The sequence below is a fragment of the Actinomyces sp. Marseille-QA0893 genome, assembly GCF_976954355.1.
Genome location: NZ_CDRJSY010000001.1, coordinates 187340 through 209778 on the forward strand (window position 1 = coordinate 187340; position 22439 = coordinate 209778).

At 56.9% G+C, this 22439-nt stretch carries 20 protein-coding genes; 6 read left to right on the top strand and 14 right to left on the bottom strand.

What is annotated here, in order from left to right; all coding sequences use genetic code 11:
• Window position 1: 1 nt before the first annotated feature.
• From ACWNMW_RS00870 to ACWNMW_RS00895, 6 genes are all read right to left on the bottom strand, one after another.
• Window positions 2-514 (bottom strand): NUDIX hydrolase, encoded by a 513-nt coding sequence (locus tag ACWNMW_RS00870; RefSeq protein ID WP_449489723.1) that lies wholly within the window; start codon window positions 512-514, stop codon window positions 2-4.
• 31 nt (window positions 515-545) lie between these two features.
• Entirely contained in the window at window positions 546-2174 is a 1629-nt protein-coding gene (locus ACWNMW_RS00875) for a hypothetical protein (protein ID WP_449489724.1), read from the bottom strand.
• Window positions 2175-2213: 39 nt separating this feature from the next.
• The gene (gene galE, locus ACWNMW_RS00880; protein WP_449489725.1) at window positions 2214-3209 is read right to left on the bottom strand and encodes a UDP-glucose 4-epimerase GalE; all 996 of its coding nucleotides are present in this window, start codon (window positions 3207-3209) and stop codon (window positions 2214-2216) included.
• Window positions 3210-3228: 19 nt separating this feature from the next.
• A complete protein-coding gene (locus ACWNMW_RS00885; protein WP_449489726.1) occupies window positions 3229-4554 on the bottom strand; it encodes a HAMP domain-containing sensor histidine kinase in 1326 nt (441 codons plus the stop codon).
• A gap of 14 nt (window positions 4555-4568) precedes the next feature.
• A complete protein-coding gene (locus ACWNMW_RS00890; protein ID WP_072455389.1) occupies window positions 4569-5249 on the bottom strand; it encodes a response regulator transcription factor in 681 nt (226 codons plus the stop codon).
• A 96-nt stretch (window positions 5250-5345) separates the two neighbouring features.
• Complete coding sequence (locus tag ACWNMW_RS00895) at window positions 5346-6368, bottom strand: adenylate/guanylate cyclase domain-containing protein (RefSeq protein ID WP_449489727.1); 1023 nt, start codon at window positions 6366-6368, stop codon at window positions 5346-5348.
• Between the two features lie 77 nt (window positions 6369-6445).
• On the opposite strand from ACWNMW_RS00895, the gene ACWNMW_RS00900 reads away from it, so the two are divergent.
• Window positions 6446-7129 carry a Maf family protein gene (locus ACWNMW_RS00900; protein WP_449489728.1) on the top strand — a complete coding sequence of 228 codons (684 nt, stop codon included), beginning with the start codon at window positions 6446-6448 and terminating at the stop codon, window positions 7127-7129.
• A gap of 1 nt (window position 7130) precedes the next feature.
• On the opposite strand, the gene dapC is transcribed toward ACWNMW_RS00900, so the two are convergent.
• Window positions 7131-8270, bottom strand: coding sequence for a succinyldiaminopimelate transaminase (dapC, locus tag ACWNMW_RS00905; RefSeq protein WP_449489729.1), 1140 nt, complete (start codon window positions 8268-8270; stop codon window positions 7131-7133).
• Window positions 8271-8603 carry a ferredoxin gene (gene fdxA / locus ACWNMW_RS00910; RefSeq protein WP_034502787.1) on the bottom strand — a complete coding sequence of 111 codons (333 nt, stop codon included), beginning with the start codon at window positions 8601-8603 and terminating at the stop codon, window positions 8271-8273. It lies immediately after the preceding gene.
• Window positions 8604-8655: 52 nt separating this feature from the next.
• Here fdxA and ACWNMW_RS00915 point away from each other — a divergent pair, with 52 nt between their 5' ends.
• Window positions 8656-9036 carry a putative acetyltransferase gene (locus tag ACWNMW_RS00915; RefSeq protein ID WP_449489730.1) on the top strand — a complete coding sequence of 127 codons (381 nt, stop codon included), beginning with the start codon at window positions 8656-8658 and terminating at the stop codon, window positions 9034-9036.
• A 50-nt stretch (window positions 9037-9086) separates the two neighbouring features.
• Here ACWNMW_RS00915 and typA read toward each other — a convergent pair whose 3' ends face one another.
• Window positions 9087-11009, bottom strand: coding sequence for a translational GTPase TypA (gene typA / locus ACWNMW_RS00920; RefSeq protein WP_449489731.1), 1923 nt, complete (start codon window positions 11007-11009; stop codon window positions 9087-9089).
• 113 nt (window positions 11010-11122) lie between these two features.
• Between typA and ACWNMW_RS00925 the strand changes: the two genes are divergently transcribed.
• Window positions 11123-11962 carry a D-hexose-6-phosphate mutarotase gene (locus ACWNMW_RS00925; RefSeq protein ID WP_449489732.1) on the top strand — a complete coding sequence of 280 codons (840 nt, stop codon included), beginning with the start codon at window positions 11123-11125 and terminating at the stop codon, window positions 11960-11962.
• Between the two features lie 38 nt (window positions 11963-12000).
• Here ACWNMW_RS00925 and ACWNMW_RS00930 read toward each other — a convergent pair whose 3' ends face one another.
• Both ACWNMW_RS00930 and ACWNMW_RS00935 read right to left on the bottom strand, forming a co-directional pair.
• Entirely contained in the window at window positions 12001-13263 is a 1263-nt protein-coding gene (locus tag ACWNMW_RS00930) for an alpha/beta hydrolase (RefSeq protein WP_449489733.1), read from the bottom strand.
• On the bottom strand, window positions 13256-15820 hold the full coding sequence (locus tag ACWNMW_RS00935) for a bifunctional lysylphosphatidylglycerol flippase/synthetase MprF (RefSeq protein ID WP_449489734.1): 2565 nt from the start codon (window positions 15818-15820) through the stop codon (window positions 13256-13258). Before ACWNMW_RS00935 ends, ACWNMW_RS00930 begins: the two co-directional genes overlap by 8 nt.
• Window positions 15821-16016: 196 nt before the next feature.
• On the opposite strand from ACWNMW_RS00935, the gene ACWNMW_RS00940 reads away from it, so the two are divergent.
• Window positions 16017-16598, top strand: coding sequence for a 1-acyl-sn-glycerol-3-phosphate acyltransferase (locus ACWNMW_RS00940; protein WP_034502781.1), 582 nt, complete (start codon window positions 16017-16019; stop codon window positions 16596-16598).
• A 3-nt stretch (window positions 16599-16601) separates the two neighbouring features.
• On the opposite strand, the gene holA is transcribed toward ACWNMW_RS00940, so the two are convergent.
• From holA to ACWNMW_RS00955, 3 genes are read right to left on the bottom strand one after another with little or no spacing between them, the layout of a single operon-like run.
• Window positions 16602-17573, bottom strand: coding sequence for a DNA polymerase III subunit delta (gene holA / locus ACWNMW_RS00945; protein WP_449489735.1), 972 nt, complete (start codon window positions 17571-17573; stop codon window positions 16602-16604).
• 35 nt (window positions 17574-17608) lie between these two features.
• Window positions 17609-19162 carry a ComEC/Rec2 family competence protein gene (locus tag ACWNMW_RS00950; RefSeq protein ID WP_449489736.1) on the bottom strand — a complete coding sequence of 518 codons (1554 nt, stop codon included), beginning with the start codon at window positions 19160-19162 and terminating at the stop codon, window positions 17609-17611.
• Complete coding sequence (locus ACWNMW_RS00955) at window positions 19159-19896, bottom strand: SLBB domain-containing protein (RefSeq protein ID WP_449489737.1); 738 nt, start codon at window positions 19894-19896, stop codon at window positions 19159-19161. The genes ACWNMW_RS00950 and ACWNMW_RS00955 overlap by 4 nt, the downstream gene beginning before the upstream one ends.
• 184 nt (window positions 19897-20080) lie before the next feature.
• Between ACWNMW_RS00955 and proC the strand changes: the two genes are divergently transcribed.
• Complete coding sequence (gene proC, locus ACWNMW_RS00960; RefSeq protein ID WP_449489738.1) at window positions 20081-20887, top strand: pyrroline-5-carboxylate reductase; 807 nt, start codon at window positions 20081-20083, stop codon at window positions 20885-20887.
• A 162-nt stretch (window positions 20888-21049) separates the two neighbouring features.
• Complete coding sequence (locus ACWNMW_RS00965) at window positions 21050-22411, top strand: Na+/H+ antiporter family protein (RefSeq protein WP_449489739.1); 1362 nt, start codon at window positions 21050-21052, stop codon at window positions 22409-22411.
• Window positions 22412-22439 lie beyond the last annotated feature (28 nt).

A 22439-nucleotide genomic window follows, 5' to 3' on the forward strand; every position in this document is an offset into this window, starting at 1 on the left:
CCTAGGCTCCGTTGTGAGTCTTCCACAGCGTGAACGCAGCCAGCGAAATCGAGTCCTGAAGCTCGCCTGAAACGATCATCGAGCGCAGTTCATCGAGGCCCACCCATTGCAATGCGTCGATTTCACCATCGATCTCGCCGCGTTTCTGCTCCGGCACGGTACATGCAATAACCTCGATGTGCCCGCCAAGAATCCCTGAATCGGGATAGATCTGGCCCAGAGATATACCGTTTTCGCCATGAAAACCGGTTTCTTCGAGGAGCTCGCGCAAGCCGGTTGCAATTCCATCCGCGTCGCTTCCTTCGCTCATTCCGCGCGGGAACTCCCACAGGTCGCGTTCAATTGCGAGGCGACGCTGACGAACAAGTGCGAAGGCACCCTGTTGATTGCGTGCAACAACCACGGCTCCGGCCTTGTCTCCGCCGATCATCACCCGATGCATTCGAGGGGTCGCATCGTTTCCTTCCACCCACAGGGGGAAGCTTTGTGCATGCCACAGCTGCGTCCACTGCATCTTGTGCCCTTTCATATGCGTCAAGCGCTTTCTATGCCTCGGCTAAACGAATTTCCGACATCATCCGCGAGGGGCGAAGTTCAAGCAGTTCACGGATATCCGAATATGGGAAGGAAGCGAGGAAAGCAATCCCCGTCCACATGACATTCATCCAGAAGCTATCTGGACCAAACCAACCCGAATCGTGCACCGTCAAAATGAAAGCCAGCGCAGTGACCGCGAGGCAGCGAAGCACGCCGCCCATCACTCGTTTACGCCATTCACGAGGCTCGATAGCGAACTCACGAATAAAAAGAGCAAGGGAACGCCAGGAATTGCGCGTCAAGCGTTTCGCGCGAATTTCTTGGGCGGGAGAAGCTCCCGAGGCGGCAGTGAGCTCCTTTTGCGCATCCCGGGCCCGCTTTGTCATGGGGTGGATCAGAACTCGCTGGTATTGTTCGGGCGTCAACGTCGCCATAGCCTCGGTAATCTCACCATTGACGCTCAAGCCACGTGCCGCACCGACTTCGCGCAGCGCTTGTTTACTCAATGTGACGCCAAGTCTCGTAAGGGTTAAGCGCGCATTATCGAGCAGGCGCGCACGCCACATCTGACCCCGACTCAGCGGACGCACACACATTCCCCACTGCCGTTGTGCACGCGTTTCTGGATCGTCATCGCCCGAGTCGGTCGCAATGATGGTAAAGCTCATGCGTGAGCTCGGTGCATCAAGAAGAGCAAGTCTTTTCTGCGTCGCAGCATCCTCGTACAGCAGAGAAAACCAGCGCAGCGCGCAGCGCGCATGCGGGGCGGTCAAGGAACCTGGGTACACATGTCCGCCAGGAACCTCAAGATCTTGCGGCGCAGCATTATTCATCCAGTGAGCAAGCAGAGCAACGACATCTCCCCTGCGAGCCGGGCGCGCGACATGTCCCCCATTGCTGCGAATCCATTCTGGGAGCCAAGCTCGAAGAGTCAGAGCAATCGAGCGGGCTTCTGAATCGTCAAGATCTTCGATTCTGCCGTGGCGCTCCCAAAATTCTGGTTCTTCAACGCTTGGGGTCTGAGGCCACGAAATCAGGTGCACCCGCAGGGACTCCATTGCGCTTTGCCACTGGTCTCTTCCGCTTGCTACCAGCGCCTCAGCCTCGCGCCTGCGGCGAGGTAGGCGAACATACGCTGGATAGGAACCGATGTCCTCTGAGTCGCATTCCTCAAGGTCCGCGAGCAGAGTGCACAGCTGAGCGCGCCGATCCGAGGCCGCATCAGCTTCCGTGTCGCCCGAAACGTTGAGAGCAGCGTAGGCCGCCGAAACGAATGTTTCACTCTCAACTCTGCTGCGTTGAAGCGCAATCCATTGCGCTCTCTCCTGAGCGTCCCCAGGGCGGGAAAAGCCACCCGCGGGTGAAGTCGGCGCCTCGCAACCCACGACTAAGGGGAGGTCCTGAAAGTGAGGGATACCCAAGGCCTCGGCAATCCCATCGGGGCCAAGCGAAAGGAAACATATGCCGTCGAGGAGTTGGTTGCGGTCAACGTAGACGTAATCCGCACTCAAGAGAGCCATCCGCAGCTTCATGATGAAGCGGTGGATGGCAGCTTCTGGTCCAAAGCGGCGCCAAGCCATCGCCTGCTCGAGTGAGTCGAAATCACTGATCGATACGGTCGATGCAGTCCAGTTCACGCGGGCAGGCGATTGAAGGCCGTTGGCATCAGGCATTGTTCACGACTGAGTTGGAACCTTGATCGCGCGGGGACCTGCCTGCCATGCATCCCATGCCGACTGCAGAATCTCGGCCACGCCGTAGTTTGCTTTCCAACCCAAATCCACCGCGATCGACTGCGGATCACCGATAAGCATCGGCGGGTCACCGGCGCGACGGTCAAGCTCATCAACCGGGAAATCCCAACCGGAGACGGCGCGCAGACCATCGATGATTTCACGAACGGAGGTTCCAAGGCCGGTACCAACGTTGAATTGACGGTGCGCGGGAACGCCACGATTGAGAGCATCCAGAGCGTAAATGTGTGCGTCTGCCAAGTCCTTGACGTGGATGTAGTCACGGATACACGTGCCATCATCAGTCGGGTAGTCAGTTCCGAAAATCTTCGGGTTTTCGCCGCGAGCAAGGCGGTCCAAGACCATCGGAACCAGGTTCAAGCACGCGGGGTCCGCCAGGTCATTCCATCCGGCTCCGGCGACGTTAAAGTAGCGCAGGCCAATCCAATTCAGTCCCCACGCACGTTCAGCATCAGCCATCATCCACTCACCGATGAGCTTGGTTTCACCGTAGGGATTAATCGGCTTCTTCTCGATGTCCTCGGGGATCACCGGGACAGGAGGCATTCCATAGACGGCTGCGGAGGAGGAGAAGATCATGTTCTTCACTCCGGCCTCTTCCATCGCCAAGAGCACGTTAGCCAGACCACCGATGTTCTGGCGGTAGTACCACGCCGGACGCTCGACAGATTCTCCGACCTGCTTTTGTGCGGCAAAGTGAATGACACCGGTGACGTCTTCGTCGATCATTGCCTGGGTCAGCTTCGGGAGTGCTTCATCGCGAGCAACATCGACCTTGATCAGGGTTGCGTCGCCAATGCGATTCGCTGCCCCAGTGGTCAGGTTGTCGACGACAACAACCTTTTCGCCTCGTTCCAGCAGAAGACGGACAACATGCGCGCCGATGTAACCGGCGCCTCCGGTAACAAGAATGCTCATGTTGTTCAGTGTACGGCAATTAAAAGCGTCGCGAGCGTCGCCCCATGGAAACGAGAGCGCCTTCGGGCATGATGCGCCCGGGATCATAGGTTGCAGGAATCGCAGCTAATGAGACAGTGAAAAGTGGCGGGACAGTGCGCGAAAGTTCAATGCGCCCGCCCATCGTTTCGATCAGGTCCTTTGCCAGAGCCAATCCAATACCGCTCGATCCGTGTCCGGAGACGCCATTTTCGAAAATATGCGGGGCCAAGTCGGCCTCGACTCCTTCTCCTTCGTCTGAGACTTCGATGACGACTCCACGATTATTGGCGCTATTGCGCGCATGAACCCACGTTGTTCCAGCGCCGTATCGCAGGGAGTTTTCGATCAGAGTTGCCAAAACCTGAGCGATCTTTGCTTCATCGGCCAAAATCGGAGTCCCCGCTTCATCGGTGAATCGCAGAACTCGACCGGCCTTTTCGAAGGCTTCTTCCCATTCTTCACGCTGGGTATTGAAGACCTCGAGGACATCGATTGCCTCTGTTGCCGCGGATTGGCGCTTGTTCGTATCCAGCAGCTCGGTGACGACGGTGGTTAGTCGTTCAATCTGCTCGAGACAGGAACGGGCTTCTTCTTGGACTTCTTCTTCCGTTGAAATCATTTCGATTTCTTCGAGGCGCATGGACAGTGCCGTCAGCGGAGTACGCAGTTGGTGCGAGGCGTCAGCAGCTAGCTGGCGCTCAGCTGCGAGCCGCCGCGCCATTTTTTCGCCGGTGCGCTGAAGTTCTTCTTGGACGAGGTCGATTTCCTCGATCCCTGAAGGTTTGACACGCGCGCGGACCTGACCTGATCCGATTTGTTCTGCTTGTGCAGACAGGTAGATCAACGGAGCGGATAGGCGCCTTGAAAAACGCGAGGCCAAGGCCCATCCAACTGCCAACGAGACGACGATTCCTAAGAAAAAGAGCCCATTAACCTGAGCGATTCCCCGGATCGCGTCTCGCGCTGACACAGTGATGGAGACGTGCACTCCATTCGCTGACCATGCAGTGCGAGAAATCGTGAGTCCTCGCAGAGGCTGGCCGACTGTGATGGGAGTGGGAGTTTGAGGCAGAGTCACTTCCACATAGGTGGGGCCGCCACCTGTCACCAGTGTTTGTGCCCAAGCACGCGCATAGCTTTCGGATAATCCGCTGCTTGCCATGCGTCGATCGAGTGCGCTTTGAACAGTCTGAACACGAGCATCCAATGCACTCGTCTGCGCATTCCAGACCAAGATCGACGAGGCGATCGCACCGGGAACTCCCAGCAGCAGTGCCACAACTGCAACTGCGGTGACAATCATTCGCGCAGCGCGTTTACGCATAGCGAGCCCTTGATCTAGGCGGAAGGCTTTTCGAAGCGGAAGCCCATTCCACGAACGGTCGTGATATAGCGCGGTGATGCAGCGTCATCTCCGAGCTTGCGACGCAGCCACGAGACGTGCATGTCGAGGGTCTTGGTTGAGCCACTCAGACCATTCCCCCACACTTCGCGCATGAGAGTATCGCGGGGCACAACGTTTCCGGCTTCACGCACCAAAACGCGCAGGAGTTCAAATTCCTTTGCGGTAAGAGAGAGTTCAACACCGTTGACGTATGCGCGATGTGCTGCAACATCGATACGAACGTCTTGGACGACCAGATCACCATCAGCAACTTCTCCACCACCACGGCGAAGGAGGGCGCGCACGCGAGCCAGCAATTCTGCAAGGCGGAAAGGCTTCGTCACGTAGTCGTCAGCTCCAGCATCGAGGCCGACGACCATGTCCACCTCGTCTGCGCGAGCAGTCAGAATCAGGATCGGAACAGCACTGCCGGAAGAACGGATCTCCCTGGCGACGTCCAAACCATCCATATCGGGCAATCCCAGGTCAAGAACAACCAAGTCAATGCCATCAAGATCTTCAAGTGCACTCCGGCCGTGATCGTGCGCACGCACATCGTAGGTCTCTCGCGCGAGAGCACGAGTCAAGGGGCCAGCGATAGCCGGGTCATCTTCAACGAGAAGCACTGTAGTCACGGTAATAGCATACCGGATTTCAGGGATTTCTTGTAGATTTCTTGACCAAAATGGGATGAAATCACAAGATCAGGTAAAACACCTTAAGAGAGCGTCTTAGCGACGATATGTCAGCAAATAGGGGGAAATCGTTCCAAAACCCCGCAGCGTTGCACTTGGGAACTCTTCAACGTCGTATTCCATTCCCGCTTTACCCGCAGCGATTGCGGCCGCAGTTGTGGGATCCATCAAGATTTTGCCAACAGGAGCAATATCCACCAATCGAGATGCCAGGTTCACCGTCGGCCCAAAAACATCGCCCGAACGAGAAAACACATCGCCGCGTACGAATGACGCACGCACGGGAAGCATCTGATCATCCGCTCCAAGCTGCTCAATCAAAGACACGGCTACTCTTAGCCCCGTCTCCAAGTCATCTGCGATGTACATGACCGCATCGCCGATCATCTTGACGACGCGCCCACCGGCATCAGTAACAGCATCTCTGGACAATTGCTCAAAGCGGCCGATGAGATCGACTAGTTTTCCACCCAAAATTGCCGACGAAGACGTGTAGGAGACCATATCGACGAAGCCCAAGGAACGATTGAGAGGAAAACGAGGCTGTAAGCCCTCATGGCCGCGAGTCGAAATTTCATGATCCATTCGTTTAAGAAGAGCATCCAACTGACGTCGCCATGAGTGACGCAAGACGTCTTCAAGGACGTCAACGCGCTCTCGGATATGGTCGAGGACATACATGCGCGCAGCCGTATCATCGAGGCCAAAGCGACGCATCGTATCTTCAACAAGCGCTTCAACCTGCCACAGGCCAAGGCGATCGGCCAGGTGAGAGTTCGCACGAAGAAGAGAACGCGCCGTTGCAGTATCAATCGCACCTGAAGCCATGAATGTCGACCACTCAAGGAAGAGCTTCGCATCATTTTCGGTGAAGACTTTTTCTTCGCTTCGCGGGGAGGGAAAGCCCATTGCGACCCAAAAATCCCGCACTTCTTCAATGGTCGCGCCCGCCATGGAGGCAACGTCTTCAATCGTGAGCGTTTGCGGGCCACCCAAAAGCGAAGATGTGTTGGTATGCACGGTCGAAAAATCGCGAGTGTTTCCTACGTCGTCCTTCACATCTTCCTCCACAGGTGTGGTCTAACACACATTATTCTAGTGAAGAAAACCTCCTCCTGCACGAGAAAATGCTGAGTATGCAGTTTGTCTTAGCCTCACAATCCCCCGCCAGACTCCGAATTCTTCGAGAAGCCGGTATCGATCCCATCGTCTGCGTCTCCGAGGTCGACGAAGATGCAGTCCTCGAGGCTCTCCCCCACGCCAGCGCCGAAGAGAAAGTGCGCGCCCTAGCCACAGCGAAAGGCCACTGCGTAGCCTCGGCAATCGTGGAGGGAAGGATTAACGTTCCCGAAGCAGGCAAGCTCCCGCGAGAATGCGTCCTCGTCGCTTGTGATTCAATGCTGGAATCCGGAGGCAAACTGCTGGGCAAACCCCACGATCCTCAAACTGCATTGACAAGAGTCAAAGAACTGTCGACGTCCCAAGCAACCCTGTGGAGCGGACACTACCTGGTCCACCTACGCGAAAACACTGCAGGGTGGGAAATTCTTGCAAATAGTGCTCACAGTTGCTCAACCCAGATCTGTTTCGGGGCGATTAGCGAAGAAGAAGCAGCCGCATACGTTGCCTCAGGTGAACCTCTAGAAGTCGCCGGATCTTTCACGATCGACGGCCTCGGCGGAGCCTTCATCGAAGAAATCCACGGCGACCACCACAACGTTATCGGTATTTCAATCCCGCTCGTGCGCACCATGTTGGCGGACTTGGGCCTCAAATGGACCGATTTATGGGAACACTGGAACCCACAGGCCTCGAAGTAATCTAAACAATCGGCTCCGCGACTAGGCGCTGGCAAGCCGCCGCAATACGTTCATCGCTCGCGGTCAGCGCGATGCGCACAAAGCCCACCCCGGCCTCGCCGTAAAAGTCGCCGGGGGCGACAACAATGCCGCGATTGGCAAAAGCACCAACGAGGTCCCAAGAGTTCATGACGCCACGCGGATCGCGCACCCACAGGTACAGGCCCGCAGCGGAGTCGCCGTCACGCTCCAAACCGGTAGCCGCGACCGCGTCGACAAGCTGTGCTCGGCGGCGCGCATAAATCTCACGCTGCGTCTGGACATGCTCGGTATCCCCCAAAGCACACTGCATTGCCGCTTGGACAGGCGCGGGCACCATCATTCCGGCATGCTTGCGAACCTCAATGACGGGAGCCAAAAGCTTCGGGTCCCCATACATCAAGGCTGCGCGGTATCCGGCCAAGTTTGATTGCTTCGACAGGGAATACAGCACGATCAAAGAACTGGGGTCCCCATCGCACACGCGTTCATCCAAAAGTGAAGGAACGCCGTGACTCACATAGGGTTCTTCCCACGCCAAGGCCGCGTAGCACTCGTCCGAAATGACGATGGCATCGTTGCTTCGCGCCCACCGAACAACCGCTCGAAGCTGCTCAAGTGAAAGAACGTGCCCATCAGGATTCCCCGGGGAATTAAGCCAGACAAGCTGTGCCTGCGGCCAAGAATCCGGGTCTGTGGGATCCACCGGAATGGCAGTGGCGCCCGCCAAACGAGCACTGATGTCGTAGGTCGGATACGAGGCTCGCGGGAAAAGGACAGTGTCGCCAGGGCGCACGCCCAGAAGGAATGGTAGCCACGCGACAGCTTCCTTCGATCCGATTGAGGGAAGAACTCCTGTCACTCCTACGTCCACCATATTGCGACGCTTGCCCCAAGCGAGGATTGCACGGCGAAGCTCGTCGCTTCCGATCACCGTCGGATATCCCGGAGCGTCCGAGCTGTCCTTAAGGGCATCTTGGATGAGCTCAGGCGTTGGATCGACCGGGGTGCCGATAGAGAGGTCACACACTCCCCCGGGGTGCTCGTTGGCACGCTTGCGGTAAGGCGCGAGCTTATCCCAAGGAAAGTCGGGAAGATCAAGCGGACGCGGAAGACGACTCATTTACTTGTCCCAGTCCTCGTTTTGCGGAGGAAGGGCACTAATCCACGGGACATCGAAGGACTGAGGACCTGTCTTCTGTGCACCGCCGGGAGAACCCAGGTCGACGAAGAAGTCAGCATTTGCCTGCAAGTAGTCAGACCATTCGCCGGGCAGGTCGTCCTCGTAGAAAATTGCCTCGGTCGGGCACACCGGCTCACAGGCGCCACAATCCACGCACTCATCGGGGTGGATGTACAAGGTGCGCTCCCCCTCGTAAATGCAATCGACGGGACACTCATCAACGCATGCCCGGTCCTTGACGTCAACACAGGGCTGGGCAATGACGTACGTCATGTATTCCTCCTTGGACTGGGTCCGACAAACAGTTCATTCTATTATCGCCAACATGACACCTGACGCGAATCCCGAGCACTTTTCAGCTGATAGTGGGCAAATTTTAGGCGCTCCCCCCAGCGAGGCGAGCCCGGGTATTACGCCACACCATTCGCACGCAATTCCAGGCAACCCCAGCGCCGAGGCCACCGCTGCTCCTGCGGGAAACGATCAGTTACCGGCAGCGATCGCCCGTTTGCCTTGGATGCGCCTCGAGCTCGGCTCGCGCGTGGTGGTCCGCTACCGCTTGGATGACGGACTCCACGACGCCCTTGGGATCTTGCTCGAAAAGGCGCCGACTCACGTGGTGATTGACACTAGGCGAGGCCGCGTGAAGGTAGACGCGCGGACTATGGTGACCGGCAAGCAGGTCCCTCCCCCGCCGCAGATTTAAGGAAAAGCCCCGCGCGAGCTATTTCTCGCGTGGGGCAAACCTTTTGCTGATCAGTCCTTGTTCTGTCGACGCTCACGCGCGGCGATCTTGAAGCGTTCCTGCGCATCCAGAACGACCTTGCGCACGCGCACGGCCTCGGGAGTCACCTCAACGCATTCATCATTTGCTGCGAACTCAAGGGATTCTTCCAAAGTCAGCTTTCGTGAAGGTGTCAGCGACTCATACACATCAGCGGTCGCGCTACGCGTATTCGTCTGCTTCTTTTCGCGGCAGATATTGACATCCATATCCTCACCGCGGGGATTTTCGCCGACAACCTGGCCTTCATAGACCTCTGAACCGGGCTCAACAATGAAAGAACCGCGCTCTTGGAGGTTCGTCATAGCGTAGGGCGTTGCCTGTCCCGCGCGGTCCGCAACAAGCGAACCGGTGAGGCGCTGTTCGATCGCGCCCTGCCAGGGTGCATAGCCTTCGGCGATAGACGACGCAATACCCGTTCCGCGAGTTTCCGTCAGGAAGCGCGTACGGAAACCAATCAGACCGCGAGCAGGAACAATGAATTCCAAGCGGATCCAGCCCGAACCGTGGTTCGCCATTGTTTCCATGCGGCCCTTGCGTTGGGCCATAAGCTGAGTGACCGATCCCAGGTATTCCTCGGGAATGTCGATAGTCATGCGTTCCATCGGTTCTGAGCGCACGCCATCAATGGTCTTGGTGACGACCTGAGGCTTACCAACGGTCAGCTCAAAACCTTCACGACGCATCTGCTCGACCAAGATTGCCAAAGCAAGCTCACCACGCCCTTGGACTTCCCATGCATCGGGGCGCTCGGTGGGAAGCACGCGCAACGAAACGTTACCGACGAGCTCGCGATCAAGACGGTCTTTCACCTGGCGTGCGGTGACCTTTGCTCCCTTGACACGGCCGGCCATGGGCGAAGTGTTAATTCCGATCGTCATGGAGATTGCCGGATCATCAACGGTAATCAGCGGCAGCGGACGCGGATCATCAAGATCGACCAGAGACTCACCGATGGTGATGTCTTCAATACCTGCGACTGCAACGATATCACCGGGTTCGGCACTTTCGGCCGGGATTCGTTCGAGGCCTTCGGTTCGAAGCAACTCGGTGATGCGAACGGGCTTAATGCTTCCATCGTGGCGAGCAAGTCCCACAGTTTCGCCCTTGCGCAATGTTCCGTTGTGGATACGCAGCAGCGCGAGTCGTCCCAAGAATGGAGAGGCGTCCAGGTTCGTCACATGAGCCTGAAGGGGTGCGCCTTCTTCGTACTCGGGACCGGGGATGCGGTGAAGAATCGTTTCGAAGAGTGGCTCGAGGTCCTCGGTGGGGATATTGCCGTCACCGGGGTTGGTGAGCGAAGACTTTCCGGCCTTTGCCGAGGCATAAACAACCGGAACGTCGAGCAGGGAATCCACATCTGCGTCGACGCCTTCGCTCATTAGATCTTCGGCCAGAGCAAGAAGAAGGTCCTGCGTTTCAGAGACAACCTCGTCGATGCGGGCATCGGGGCGGTCAACCTTGTTGACGACGATGACGACGGGAAGTTGCGCTTGAAGAGCCTTACGCAAGACGAAGCGGGTCTGCGGGAGCGGGCCTTCGGAAGAGTCAACCAACAAAACGACGCCGTCAACCATGGACAGGCCTCGTTCAACCTCGCCACCAAAATCGGCGTGCCCGGGAGTATCGATCACGTTGATGACCACACCGCCTTCGAGGCCCAGCTTCTGGGCGGCGGGACCACGGTAGTGAACCGCGGTGTTCTTGGCCAAGATCGTAATGCCCTTTTCGCGTTCCAGATCACCGGAGTCCATGACGCGTTCGCCGGTTTTTTCTACCGTATCGCGCTCATTGAATGCGCCTGACTGCCACAGCATGGCGTCGACCAGAGTAGTTTTGCCGTGGTCAACGTGTGCAACAATCGCGACATTACGTAGATCTTCGCGGATGGTCATAAGACTCCCTATTACTTACCGATTCGCTTCCACAGAAAGCTTATCGCCGTTTTTTCAGAATTCCCTTCTCCGAGGGACTATGTGTGAGGCGTTACTCGCGCTATCCTTGTCCAATGGCAAACCGACGTGTCTATCGCGCCAGCAATGACCGCTGCGACGCAAGTTTTTCAGATTCCGGTGCTCAATTCCTTGAATGGACCCCTGCGGGCACCGAGCCGGTACTGTGGCTCTCCGAGCGTTCCCTTCCGTGGGCATCGACGCCTGCACGAGGCGGCGTCCCGATTTGTGCACCGTGGTTCGGCGTTGCGACTGCTTCTTTGGCAGCACCCGGATCCGAGGCTCAAAATCACGGCTTCTTAAGGAATGCAACGTGGGAACTGGTTGAACGCACTGATGACAGTGCGATTCTTTCCTTCACCTATGCTCCGACGACAAAGACGGAGATGGCGAAGTTCCCGCATCGTTTTACTGCTCAGCTTCATGCCACCTTCGGGGAATATCTTCATCTGGCGCTAACAATGACGAACGCCGATGAGGAAGCTTTCTACGTGGACGAGGCCTTGCACCCCTACTTCAACGTCTCAGATGTCCGCGAGATCAGCGTTGTGGGGCTGGACGGAGCCGAACAGCTGTGCACGGTGACAAATGAGCACTCTGTTCAAAAAGGCGACGTGACCTTCACTCAGGGACGGGTCGACTCGATCTTCGATTTCGCGGGGACCGTTTCAATCCTTGACCCGGGTTTTGGCCGTCGTATCGTCATCGAGAAGGAGAACTCGGCGTCGACAATCGTGTGGAATCCCGCCGAGGCTAAGGCTGCAGATATGCACCACGAGGATTGGAAACACTTCGTGTGTGTTGAGGTGGGTAATGTCCGCCACAACGCGGTTTTCCTCCAGCCGGGCCAATCGCACACAATTTCCCTGACAATCACCGTAGAAAAACTGAACTAACCCCTACCGCAGGTAGCGGTGAACCGGCTGTCGTGGCCTCAGAGTCCAAAACGCTCTGCGAGCCACGGCAGCTGGTCTTCAAATGCTGCCTTCCAGACTTTCCAGCTGTGCCCTCCAGGATATGAGCGTGTTTCAACCTTCATTCCCGAGGCCTGGGCAGCTTCGTCGACTTCAATCAGTCCCTCTTTAAACGATGTATCGTCGCTCCCCCAGGAAATAATCCCCGCCGTAGCGTCATAGCGACGCGTTTTCATCACCTGCACCGGGTCATTCGCCGCGTAGAGTTCGCGACTTCCGTCAAAACCTTCAGAAATGGTTCGTTCTTCATTACCCAGCTGGGGGTGGGCCTCGCCAGACATATCAAGGAAACTGCGGTATGTCTGCGGAGCGCGTGTGGCTACTTGAAGAGCGCAGGTTCCACCAGAGGACAATCCGGCAATTGCCCATTGACCGGCGTCTGTTGAAACAGGGAAATTCTCCCGCAGCCACTTCGGGACATCCACTTCCAGGTAGCTTGCGACTTTCCCGTGAGAAGTATCCGAGCACAGGGGATTCGCTGTCTGGCTTCCAAAGGCATCGACAACCGCGACGATTGGAGCACGCCCCCCTCTACTTGCGGCGAACTGCTCCATGGTTTGAGGAAGCTTACCCAAGACCAACCAATCTTGGGGAGTGCCAGGTTGGCCAGTGAGCAGAGTAATCACAGGAAGAGTTGCCTGCGGATCGGCAAAATAGGACGGCGGGAGATACACGAGGGCCTGGCGTGGCTTGAACACTGAATCCGAAGAAGGAATATCAACACGGACCACCGCTCCCTCGGCGATACGTGCACTCTGCGCTTCTTCATCGGGATTCTTCAACTCATCCCAGGAAATGGTGCGCACTCCCCCGCCCACGACCTCGGCCATGGTCGGATAGGCCTCGAAGTGGTAATTGATTCCCAAAGCTGCGCCAACAGCAATCAGTAACCACGCGCACAGTGCAGCACAGAAACGGCGCAACCATTGCTTGCGTCTGGTCAAGCCAGCAAAAACCATCACTGCAGCAACTAAAGCCGGCGATGCCCACAGCCATGTCACTCGCCCCAGTCCTTCTGCGACGGGATGCCAGACATGCTCAACGAGTTGGTGGACGACAACGACAAGGATGACGCCCACGACAACACTCATCGAACGCGCCTTGATCGACAGCGGACGCATGACTTTCAGCCAGATCCAGACAAGGCTAGCCGCGATCAGTGCTGCGGCAACGAAGGGAATCCAGACACGCAGGAGTGGGACATAGTGAAGGATGCTAATCACGAGAAACCAGCTTTGCAGCCAAGGACACGGCACTTGCTGCACTCATTCCAGGCAGATACGCGTGAGCAATTGCCAATCCGACAGAAGGAGCCTGCGCGATATCGGGAATCGCGAGGTATAGGGGAACAAAACGAACTTGGAACTTTTTCTTGTAGGCAAGAAGCGAACGGAAGCCGTAAACGGGCTCCATGGCATTACCCATGACATCCAAAACCGGAGCGAATGCAAAGTGTGAATCGCGAAGGTCTTCCGGCTCCTCGCACTGGCCCGACTCGGCCAGGGGCGCACCGGAGAGGGAAATGAACTGTAGTCCTTCTTCTTGCGCGAGGAGGGCAGCTTGACCGATGAGAAAATCAATGGCCAGACGGAAGCCTTGATCGTCTCGCCGCATCACGTCCAGAGTCAATCCAATGACGCTGCCCTTCGAGTGGACAGGCATCCATGACGTCACTGCGTGAATATGGTCTTCTTCATCGACCGCAAGCAAGAGACGTGTCTGCGGATCATCAAGTTCGCGCAAACCACCCAGGGTGAAGCCCATTTCAGGAAGAGCCTTCTCGTCAGCCCACGCTTGGCAAATCGCCTGGATTTGCTCCTTAGAGGCCTCGTCAAGATCGGGGTAAGACGCCCACTGTGCACGGATTCCTTCACGCTTGGCATGGTTGAAGGCAGTCCTCACGTCTTGGAACTTCTTCCCCTTAAATTCGAGGTCTCCCAGGTCGATAATTGCTTCTTCAGCGACCTTGACCGTTGACCAACCTAAGCGGTGCGCTTCTTTGGCCCACTCTTCATGGACTGAGTAGAGGGCGGGAATAAGAGAGGCGTCGGTCGCGAAAGTCGCAAACTCCGAAATCGCAGAGGAGATATGTTCCTCATCGGCGCTGCACTGCGTGAGAGTTAAGGCCACACCGGATTCTTGACGGTAGGAAACGCCACAGGTGCGATCGGGACTAATCCACGTTGAGTTTCCTTGCCAGGTGAGCATCCATCCCAAGGAACCCGCGCCCTGCGATGTGACCAGAGACAGGAGCTCGTCTTGTTTATCGTGGCTCACATCAACCGGGGCCAAAAAGACCTTCAGCAAGCTCACAGAACTGATGACCCACACCGCAACGGGACTCCAGACGGTTGCAGTCGCCGCCGCCACTGTCGTCGCATACAAAGGGGTGTCAAAGAGCCATTGCGCGCCCGCTGGGGCGTATGCGGTCAGATACGCTTCAAGAAGGTTCAGTGGTGTGGCATCAGGAACAAAGTAGTAGGGCATCGACATGCCGACGGCAAGGGCGACAATACCTCCGGCAAGGAAAGAAACAAGGGAGATGATCCCCGCGCGCTTCCAGCGAGACTTTGGCGCGCGAACTTGGAACGCAGAGGCATTCCACGCGGTGAGCAGCATTGCTGTCAACGGGAAGGCCACACCAACCAAGAGCTTCATTGTGGGAATATTGACGGTGAAATATCCCTCAGGAACTTCCTCTGCACTGCCCGAAATCGATGCCAAGAAGAGGATCGTCTGGGCAACGCCGATGACACTCAGTGCGCCTTGAAGAATTATCGTTCCCACCCAAGCTCCACGGCGGCCTCGGAAGAGTCCAAAGGCGAGGACCAACTGCACGAGGAAAGGAATCGAGGCAAGAACGACAGGGGCGTAGAGCATCAGGGAGTTGCCGTAGACCTCCTTCAAACACCTCATGGGTGCCTCATTTTGCTGGCACAGGGCCCACATGTACTGCTGCTCGGCAAGCTCGGGAGAAAAAGCCGCACGATCAAAGGCCAAGAGTCCATGGCTTGTAAAAGTCCAGATGGCATTGACCGCACCGAGAGTGTAGGCGGTGATGACCAGGGGGATCACGTGGCGAACGGGATCGCCGATGCCCAGCATTGAACGATTCCTTGTCGACCAACCAATCGCAAAGCCGCCGACCAAGCAGCCGGAAACGAAAGCGAAAAGTCGGGCCAGCGAGCCTGCACTACTGCTGAAGGCGAAAAGCGCAAGGAGGATGACAAGGACACCGATGCGCGTGCGCCATGCCCACAAGCGGTTCATTTTCGCGCTGGCGGTCCCTAAAGCGGAGGTCAAGATGAGGATGGAACCGCTCACCGGGCCGCTGACCATGGGAAATGCCCAATTTAATGAGGCACTATGAGCCAGGGCAGCGCAGGCCCACAATCCCGCGAGTGATAGTGGAAGTGAAACGACGGCCGAGAGTGCCCAGACTTTTGAGCCAAGGAAGCGTTCAAGTAGTCCGCCAACGATGAGCATCATGAGGATCAGGTTGATCATGATGCCCGTTGAAGGAGCCCACAAAACAGTGGTGAAGGTGTGAAGGGGTTGAACGTGTCCGCCCTGAGCAGCAAGATCGTGCATCCACCTCGCGCGAGTCAGATGCGACGCACAGGCGGCAATCAGCATGAGAAGTGAGAGGAATACAGAGCATGGAGCGGTTCGCAGCCACTGTCCAAGGATGCGTACCAATTCGCTCCACCGGCGCGCAATGCGAGTAGAAAGCGATACGACTGTATGTTCGCCGCTCCTTGCGGATGGGCTTGAACTCACTGGAACTCCTTCGCAGGCAGAGGAACGCCCTGCTCCTCCCGAAGTCGATCTTAGAACAGTGCTCCGACAGCTCAACTCGAAGTCCCTCATTTCAGGGTTCAATCAGGGATATTTCCGGGTCAATCCCACATTGAAGAGCGCTGCGGCCAGGATTCCACGTACACTGTGTGACGGCTCAACCCGGGAGAGGAACAACATGGGATTGCGTAAGGCATTGGCTCATTTGGTCATGCGAGTGTCACGCTGGACTTTTACACCCGGGCATCCTCTTCCCGAGCGCTGCGTCGTTTTGGGAGCACCCCACACTTCGAATTGGGATGGCTTCTACATGGTTGTTGCCATGTGGGCGCTGCAACGTCCCTTCTATTTCTTGGTGAAAAAGAACCTCACGGACGTGCCCGTGATTGGCCGTTTTGTTCAGGCAATTGGTGGGATCCCCGTCGACCGCGAGAATCCCGGCCATTTGGTGGAGCGAGTCATCGCTTTAGCTCAGTCCAGTGAAACTTTTGTCCTTGTCATTGCTCCCAAGGGCACGCGTTCTATTCGTCCCTATTGGAAATCTGGTTTTTATCGCATCGCTCAGGGTGCGAATTTGCCTGTGGTCCCCGGATTCATCGATGGCGGGCAACGCCGCTATGGCTGGGGAGCCCCTATCGAGCTCAGTGGGAATCAGAGCAAGGATATGGATGCTATCCGCGCGTTTTATGCGGGAATTATTGGGATTCATCCCGAGAAGACCTGCGTTCCTCGTCTGCGCAGTGAAGAGGCGGGGAGCTAGTTTTTAGCCGCGGTGGAGGCGGCACAATGTCATGACGAGGTTCTCCACCGCTCCTTCAGGATCCTTCGACGCCCCTTTTGTGTCTTCGTCAGCTTGAGCAATTGCAGTGATTGCCGAGGCCAAGGCAGGGTCAGGCCATGAACGCAGTTCCCTGCGTGCATGCTCGGCTTGCCACGGAGACATCCCGAGGTTCTTCCGTCCCGCGGGTGAGGAAACTTTCGCCATCGCCCGGAATTTCACTGCGATTGCCGCAACCAGTTGAGCGGGAGCGCTTCCCGTCGCATATGCGTGCCTGACCAAAGTCAGTGCCTGTGCGCTGCGTCCACCCACGATTGCATCGGCAACTTCGAAGCTCGTTGCCTCGACTCGTCCGGAGTAGTAGCGGCGAACCGCCTCATGAGTGATGGTCCCCTGGACGTCACTGAGCAATTGCGCAACAGCTGCCGCGAGTGCGCTGAGGTCGTTTCCTAGCGCATCGACCAAGGCCTGCGCGGCTTCTGTTTCAATTTTTCGGTGTGCGTTGCGTACATCGGAGCGAACGAAGTCCAATTTATCGCGATCATTTTTCAGCGGTTCTGCCGCAATCACCGGAAATCCGGCTTTCGCAATTGCATCGAGGAGTTTCTTTCCTCTGGCGTTGCCGCCCGGGTGACGCAGAAAGATCCATACATCGGCAGCGGGTTGGCTCAGGTATGCCTGCAGGTCGGTGGCAAGGGCATCCGTCATGTTCTCCAGGTCGGAGATGATGATCATCCGACTTTCACCGAAAAGAGAAGGCGAAGTGAGAACGTCCAGTTGGCCTGCTTGGTAGCTTCCCGCAGGAAGATCTGTCCGCTCAAGGCTGGGAACGACTTCGTGCGCGAGGCGTCGCAGCTCGCTCAGCGCTCGATCTGCAAGTAAGCTTTCGCTGCCCTTGATTAAGACAACGGGAGCAAGGCGAGGGGCGACCGGTGCTGCCTGAGTCTTCGCTGCCATAGGCCGCTCTCCCCTTCCGTGTCGTACTCGCCCATTCATATATGCAAGCTTTTCCCTCCTAGTGTGACACGTTCGAGGGGCCTCGACGTCGTGAAGCGCCGGAGGCAATCAGCAGCAATGAGAACAACAGCGATGCCTGCGCCCACAGCAAAGATTCCAGCGGTGTTTCCAAGCGAGACTCGAGCTCCAGGGAGGGAAGAAAAGAATCTCGCGACACCTGCGATCCATGCAGTTCCCCACGAGGCAATCCACGCACAGACGAAACCAATAGGGGCGTATAGCTGCGCGCTAAGAGCGGCAGCGAAAGACGCGATGGTTACCGGAGTGACAAATGGAGAGATCAGAATTTGCGCTGGGATCGACCACAGTCCAATCCATGAATTCATGGAGATCATGACGGGAAGCGTGGCAATTTGCGCTCCAAGTGGGATCGCCAGCAATGCGCTCATTCGAGGGATCCATGCGTTTTCGGCAGCTACCCCAGCTTTTTCTCCTGCACGCGAAATCCATCGGGCGGGAACGCTCACTCCCCAGGTGGCAAGGACAGAGAGACAGAAACCCAGTGAACACGCATCGAAGGGAGAAAGCAGACAGGCCGCTATCACGACGGTACTCAGCGATGAATATATCCCTCCTTCACGGTTCAGCCACATTCCCCCAAAGGCAATGATGCTGACCCCGAAAGAGCGTAGAACCGAGGCTTGGGGACCGACCAACGCGACGAAGAGAAGAAGAACCGCCAGTTGTACGACCAATTTCCATGTTTTCTTTCGTGGCGTTAAAAGACCAATGGTCATTAACAAGATCGACATATGCGCGCCAGAGACAGCTGTGAGATGAGCGAAAGACACTGTCTTCATGTCATTGCGCATCTGGGCACTGGCTTGATGATCATCCCCTAGTGACATGCCCGGAATTAAAGCGCGCGCATGCTGCGGAAGAGAAGCGACTACTTGCTCGAGATTGCCACGAAATGCTCGCGAGAACTGTGACCATCGATCCGTTGATGGGAGAATCTCCCATTTTTTAACGCGAATGGACCCGACGTTGGGAATGCTATGGGACCAGCTAAGATCTAGCTTCCCATCGAGCGCGATGACATCCCCGCGTCGAAGGTGAGTAAATCGCGCTGTCTCACTGGACAGCAGGAATGTCATGGTCTGGTGCCCCATGACGTACTGCGCCCTCGCGAAATAACGAGCGCTTTGCTTTTTCTTCGTTGTGTGTCCTTCATCTGGAGGAAGGCTTTCTTTCACTTCACTCACGAGCCGTGCATGAAAACCCTGCAGATTCAGCCCATTCGCACTGATCTGCGTGCTCTCTTCTTCCCAAGCAGCGGCCCGAGTTGTTGCGAGCCAAAAACACGCTGCCCCTAGACACACAATGACGCTCATCGTGGCAGCGCATTCGCTCCACCGCAGCAGCCATGCGCGCCCAGGCAACCCCAATCCGCTGTAGGCAGTGAAGAGAATCGTCCCCGCTACGCTGCTCCAGCCAAGGACATAGCGACCGTTGAGAAATGCGTAGGTTGACGACCATACTGCAAGAGCGATGGGAAGCAAGCGAATATCGACTGGCCTTCGCGTCATTGGCACGCACCTTGACGAATTTTTTCAAGAATCGATGGCCCGATCCCCGGTACAGCATCAAGATCCTCAACGCCGCTGATGGGATGAGATTGGCGATAGGTGATGATTCGATTGGCAAGGGATGGCCCAACGCCGTCGAGATTCTGAAGTCCAGCGGCATCGGCGCTGGCGACATCAACGCACGTCCGAGGAGCCTCTTCGTTTCCTTCTGCCTGAGAAGACTGCGCCTGCTTGAGTGAGCGCACTTTGAGCTGCTCACCATCAACAAGGACTCGCGCAAGATTGATGCTCTGTGTATCGGCGTCTTCGGTGAAACCACCAGCTTCTTCGATTGCATCCATGACTCGCGTCCCTTTGGCGAGGCGGATCACTCCAGGGCGGCGCACTTCCCCCGTCACGTGAAGGACGATCTGGGGACCGATGCTATGGGAAAGCGCGCTGGCGGATTCCGATGACGCGGGCTGCGCGGAGGCGGATTCCTCAGCCAAGGCCTCGTCGATGGAAGGAGGATGAGGCGTGCTTCCTGATTTCCACGGAGCCAACACAACCCCAAGCACAGCGAAGACTCCACAAACCGCAAGCACGACCGCAGCTGTTTTCCACTGTAGTTTCCAGCGCAAAGGAGAAGGCGACGCTGGTTTGTCACGTTCTTCCTCATCAAGGCCATGCGTTTCCGTGGAGAGCACTATCTGTTGAAGGTGACGTCTTCGGCGCATCTGCGTGTCAGTGTTCATTCATGCAGTGTGCTCGCTTCTCTCCCCTCAGCGCTCCCCCGATGCGTCAATCTGTGGATGAATCGTCTGCACTCTGTTTCTGTGGATAACTTTGCCGGACGCAGAATAAGACCTTGTTGCAATCAACACGTAAAGTGTGGTTAAAATAACGCCAACATACACACCTTCTCACTCAAGGACTGTCATGCGTATCGGCTTCATCGGAACAGGTGCAATGGCTTCAGCTATTGCACGCGGTGCCGTGGCCGCTGGCTTCAGCGGCTCGGATCTGATGTTCGCTGATCGACACCACCAGGCCGCCGAGGACTTGGCAGATGAGTTGGGAGGCGTTGCACTCGCGTCAAACCGCCAGGTTGCCGAGCAGAGCGACCTTCTGGTCCTTGCAGTGAAACCGAATGTCCAGTCAGAGGTCATTCGCGAGATCCGCGAGAGCGTTCTTTGCGCCAAGGAACTCTGCGTCATTTCTATTGCTGCAGGTCGCACGACCGATCAGATTTACTCTGATTTCGGGGCTGCTGTTCCCCTGGTCCGCGTCATGCCCAATGTCAATGCGCAGATCGGCAAGTCGATGAGTGCCCTTTGCCCCATGGGGACAACGGATGAACAGCTCGCTGCGGCACGCAAACTCCTCGATTCGGTCGGTCAAACGATCGTGCTGGATGAGAAGTACTTCCCTGTTTTTACAGCGATCGCTTCCTCCTCCCCGGCATGGATCTTCCGCATGATCGATGCGATGGCCGAGGCCGGCGTAAACCACGGCCTCACCAAGGCCGATTCGACGCGCATCGTCGCCCAAGCGTTCTTGGGAAGCGCGCAACTCATGCTCAATGGCCTCGACAATGGGCAAGTACCCGCAAATCTTATTGACCGGGTTTCTTCCCCGGGAGGAACCACCATCGCTGGTCTCCTCGCCGCCCAAGACGCGGGTCTATCTTCCGCGATTGTCGCGGCGGTCGACGCTGCTGTTGAGCGCGACCATCATCTTGGCTGACGTCGTCACGAGACGCCGTCAGGATAATCCCCCGCACCCGCGAAGATTCATCGGAGCTTTTTCACTCAAGCTCACGCATTCCATCTCACTTCGCACCCGACTGAAGCTCTTGCTCCTTATCCACGTCAGTTTTAAACACACACGCAACCTCTTGGAATACACATGCTTTTGTTGAATGCAGTCGTCCTCTCGGTCATCGTCATGCTGGCGCTCAGCCTCGCCCGAGTGCACGTCGTCATCTCTCTCTTTGTGGCCTCTGTTGTCGCCGGCCTTCTCGCCGGAATGGGAATCTCTGGCACGATGGTCGCTTTCCAAACCGGCCTCGCCGGAGGCGCAAAGATTGCCCTTTCATACGCATTGCTCGGCGCTTTCGCCATGGCTGTCGCTCACTCAGGTCTGCCGGCCCTGCTTGCGCGCGCAATTGTGAACCGCATGCGCAATGCTGATGCGGCGAGCTCCGCACGCGTTGCTCGCGGCGCCAAATGGGGAATTGTCGGTGGCGTCCTCGTCATGGGTGTCATGAGCCAAAACCTGATCCCCATTCACATCGCCTTCATCCCGCTCCTTATTCCGCCGCTCATTGGCGTGATGAACGAGCTCAAGATGGACCGCCGCATGATTGCCTGTGCGATTACCTTCGGTATCGTCACCGCCTACATGTTCTTCCCCATCGGCTTCGGGCGGATCTTCTTGCACGACATTCTCTACAAGAACATCAACGACGCCGGCATGGACGTGTCTTCTGTCAACCCCATGGCAGCAATGGCAATTCCCGCGGCTTCAATGGCAATCGGTTGTGCGATCGCGCTTTTCTTCTCCTACCGCAAGCCGCGCACCTACGAGCAGCGCGACTCCTCCTTCGCATCTTCCGAGGACAAGCCGATTGATATGAAGAAGGTCTGGGCCGCGGTGGCTGCCCTTGTCGTGTGCTTTGTCATTCAGACCGTTCTCACTCGAATGGATTCTGAGGCCGATCCGCTGCTCGTTGGCTCTTTGGTGGGTCTCTGCATGATGCTCTTCATGCGAGTCGTCCCCTGGCAGCAGGCTGACGATGTCTTCAGTGGCGGTATGAAGATGATGAGCCTCATCGGCTTGATCATGATCACCGCGCAGGGCTACGCCTCGGTCCTCAACGAATCGGGCCAGATTAAGCCTTTGGTTGATGGAACCGCAGCTCTTTTCAACGGTTCAAAGGTCCTCGCGGCGATCATCATGCTCCTCGTCGGCCTCGTGATCACCATGGGCATCGGCTCCTCCTTCTCGACCCTGCCGATCATCTCGGCGATCTACGTCCCACTGTGTCTCACGCTGGGCTTCTCCCCCATGGCGACGGTGGCGATCATCGGCACAGCTGGAGCACTGGGTGACGCCGGTTCACCGGCCTCGGATTCGACGCTCGGTCCGACAGCGGGACTCAACGTCGATGGCCAGCACGACCACATGCGGGATACGGTGATCCCGACCTTCTTGCACTACAACGTTCCGCTCTTGATTGGCGGTTGGGTTGCTGCGATGGTCCTCTGAGCAGTTGACAATCTGTATTCCCGAGGCC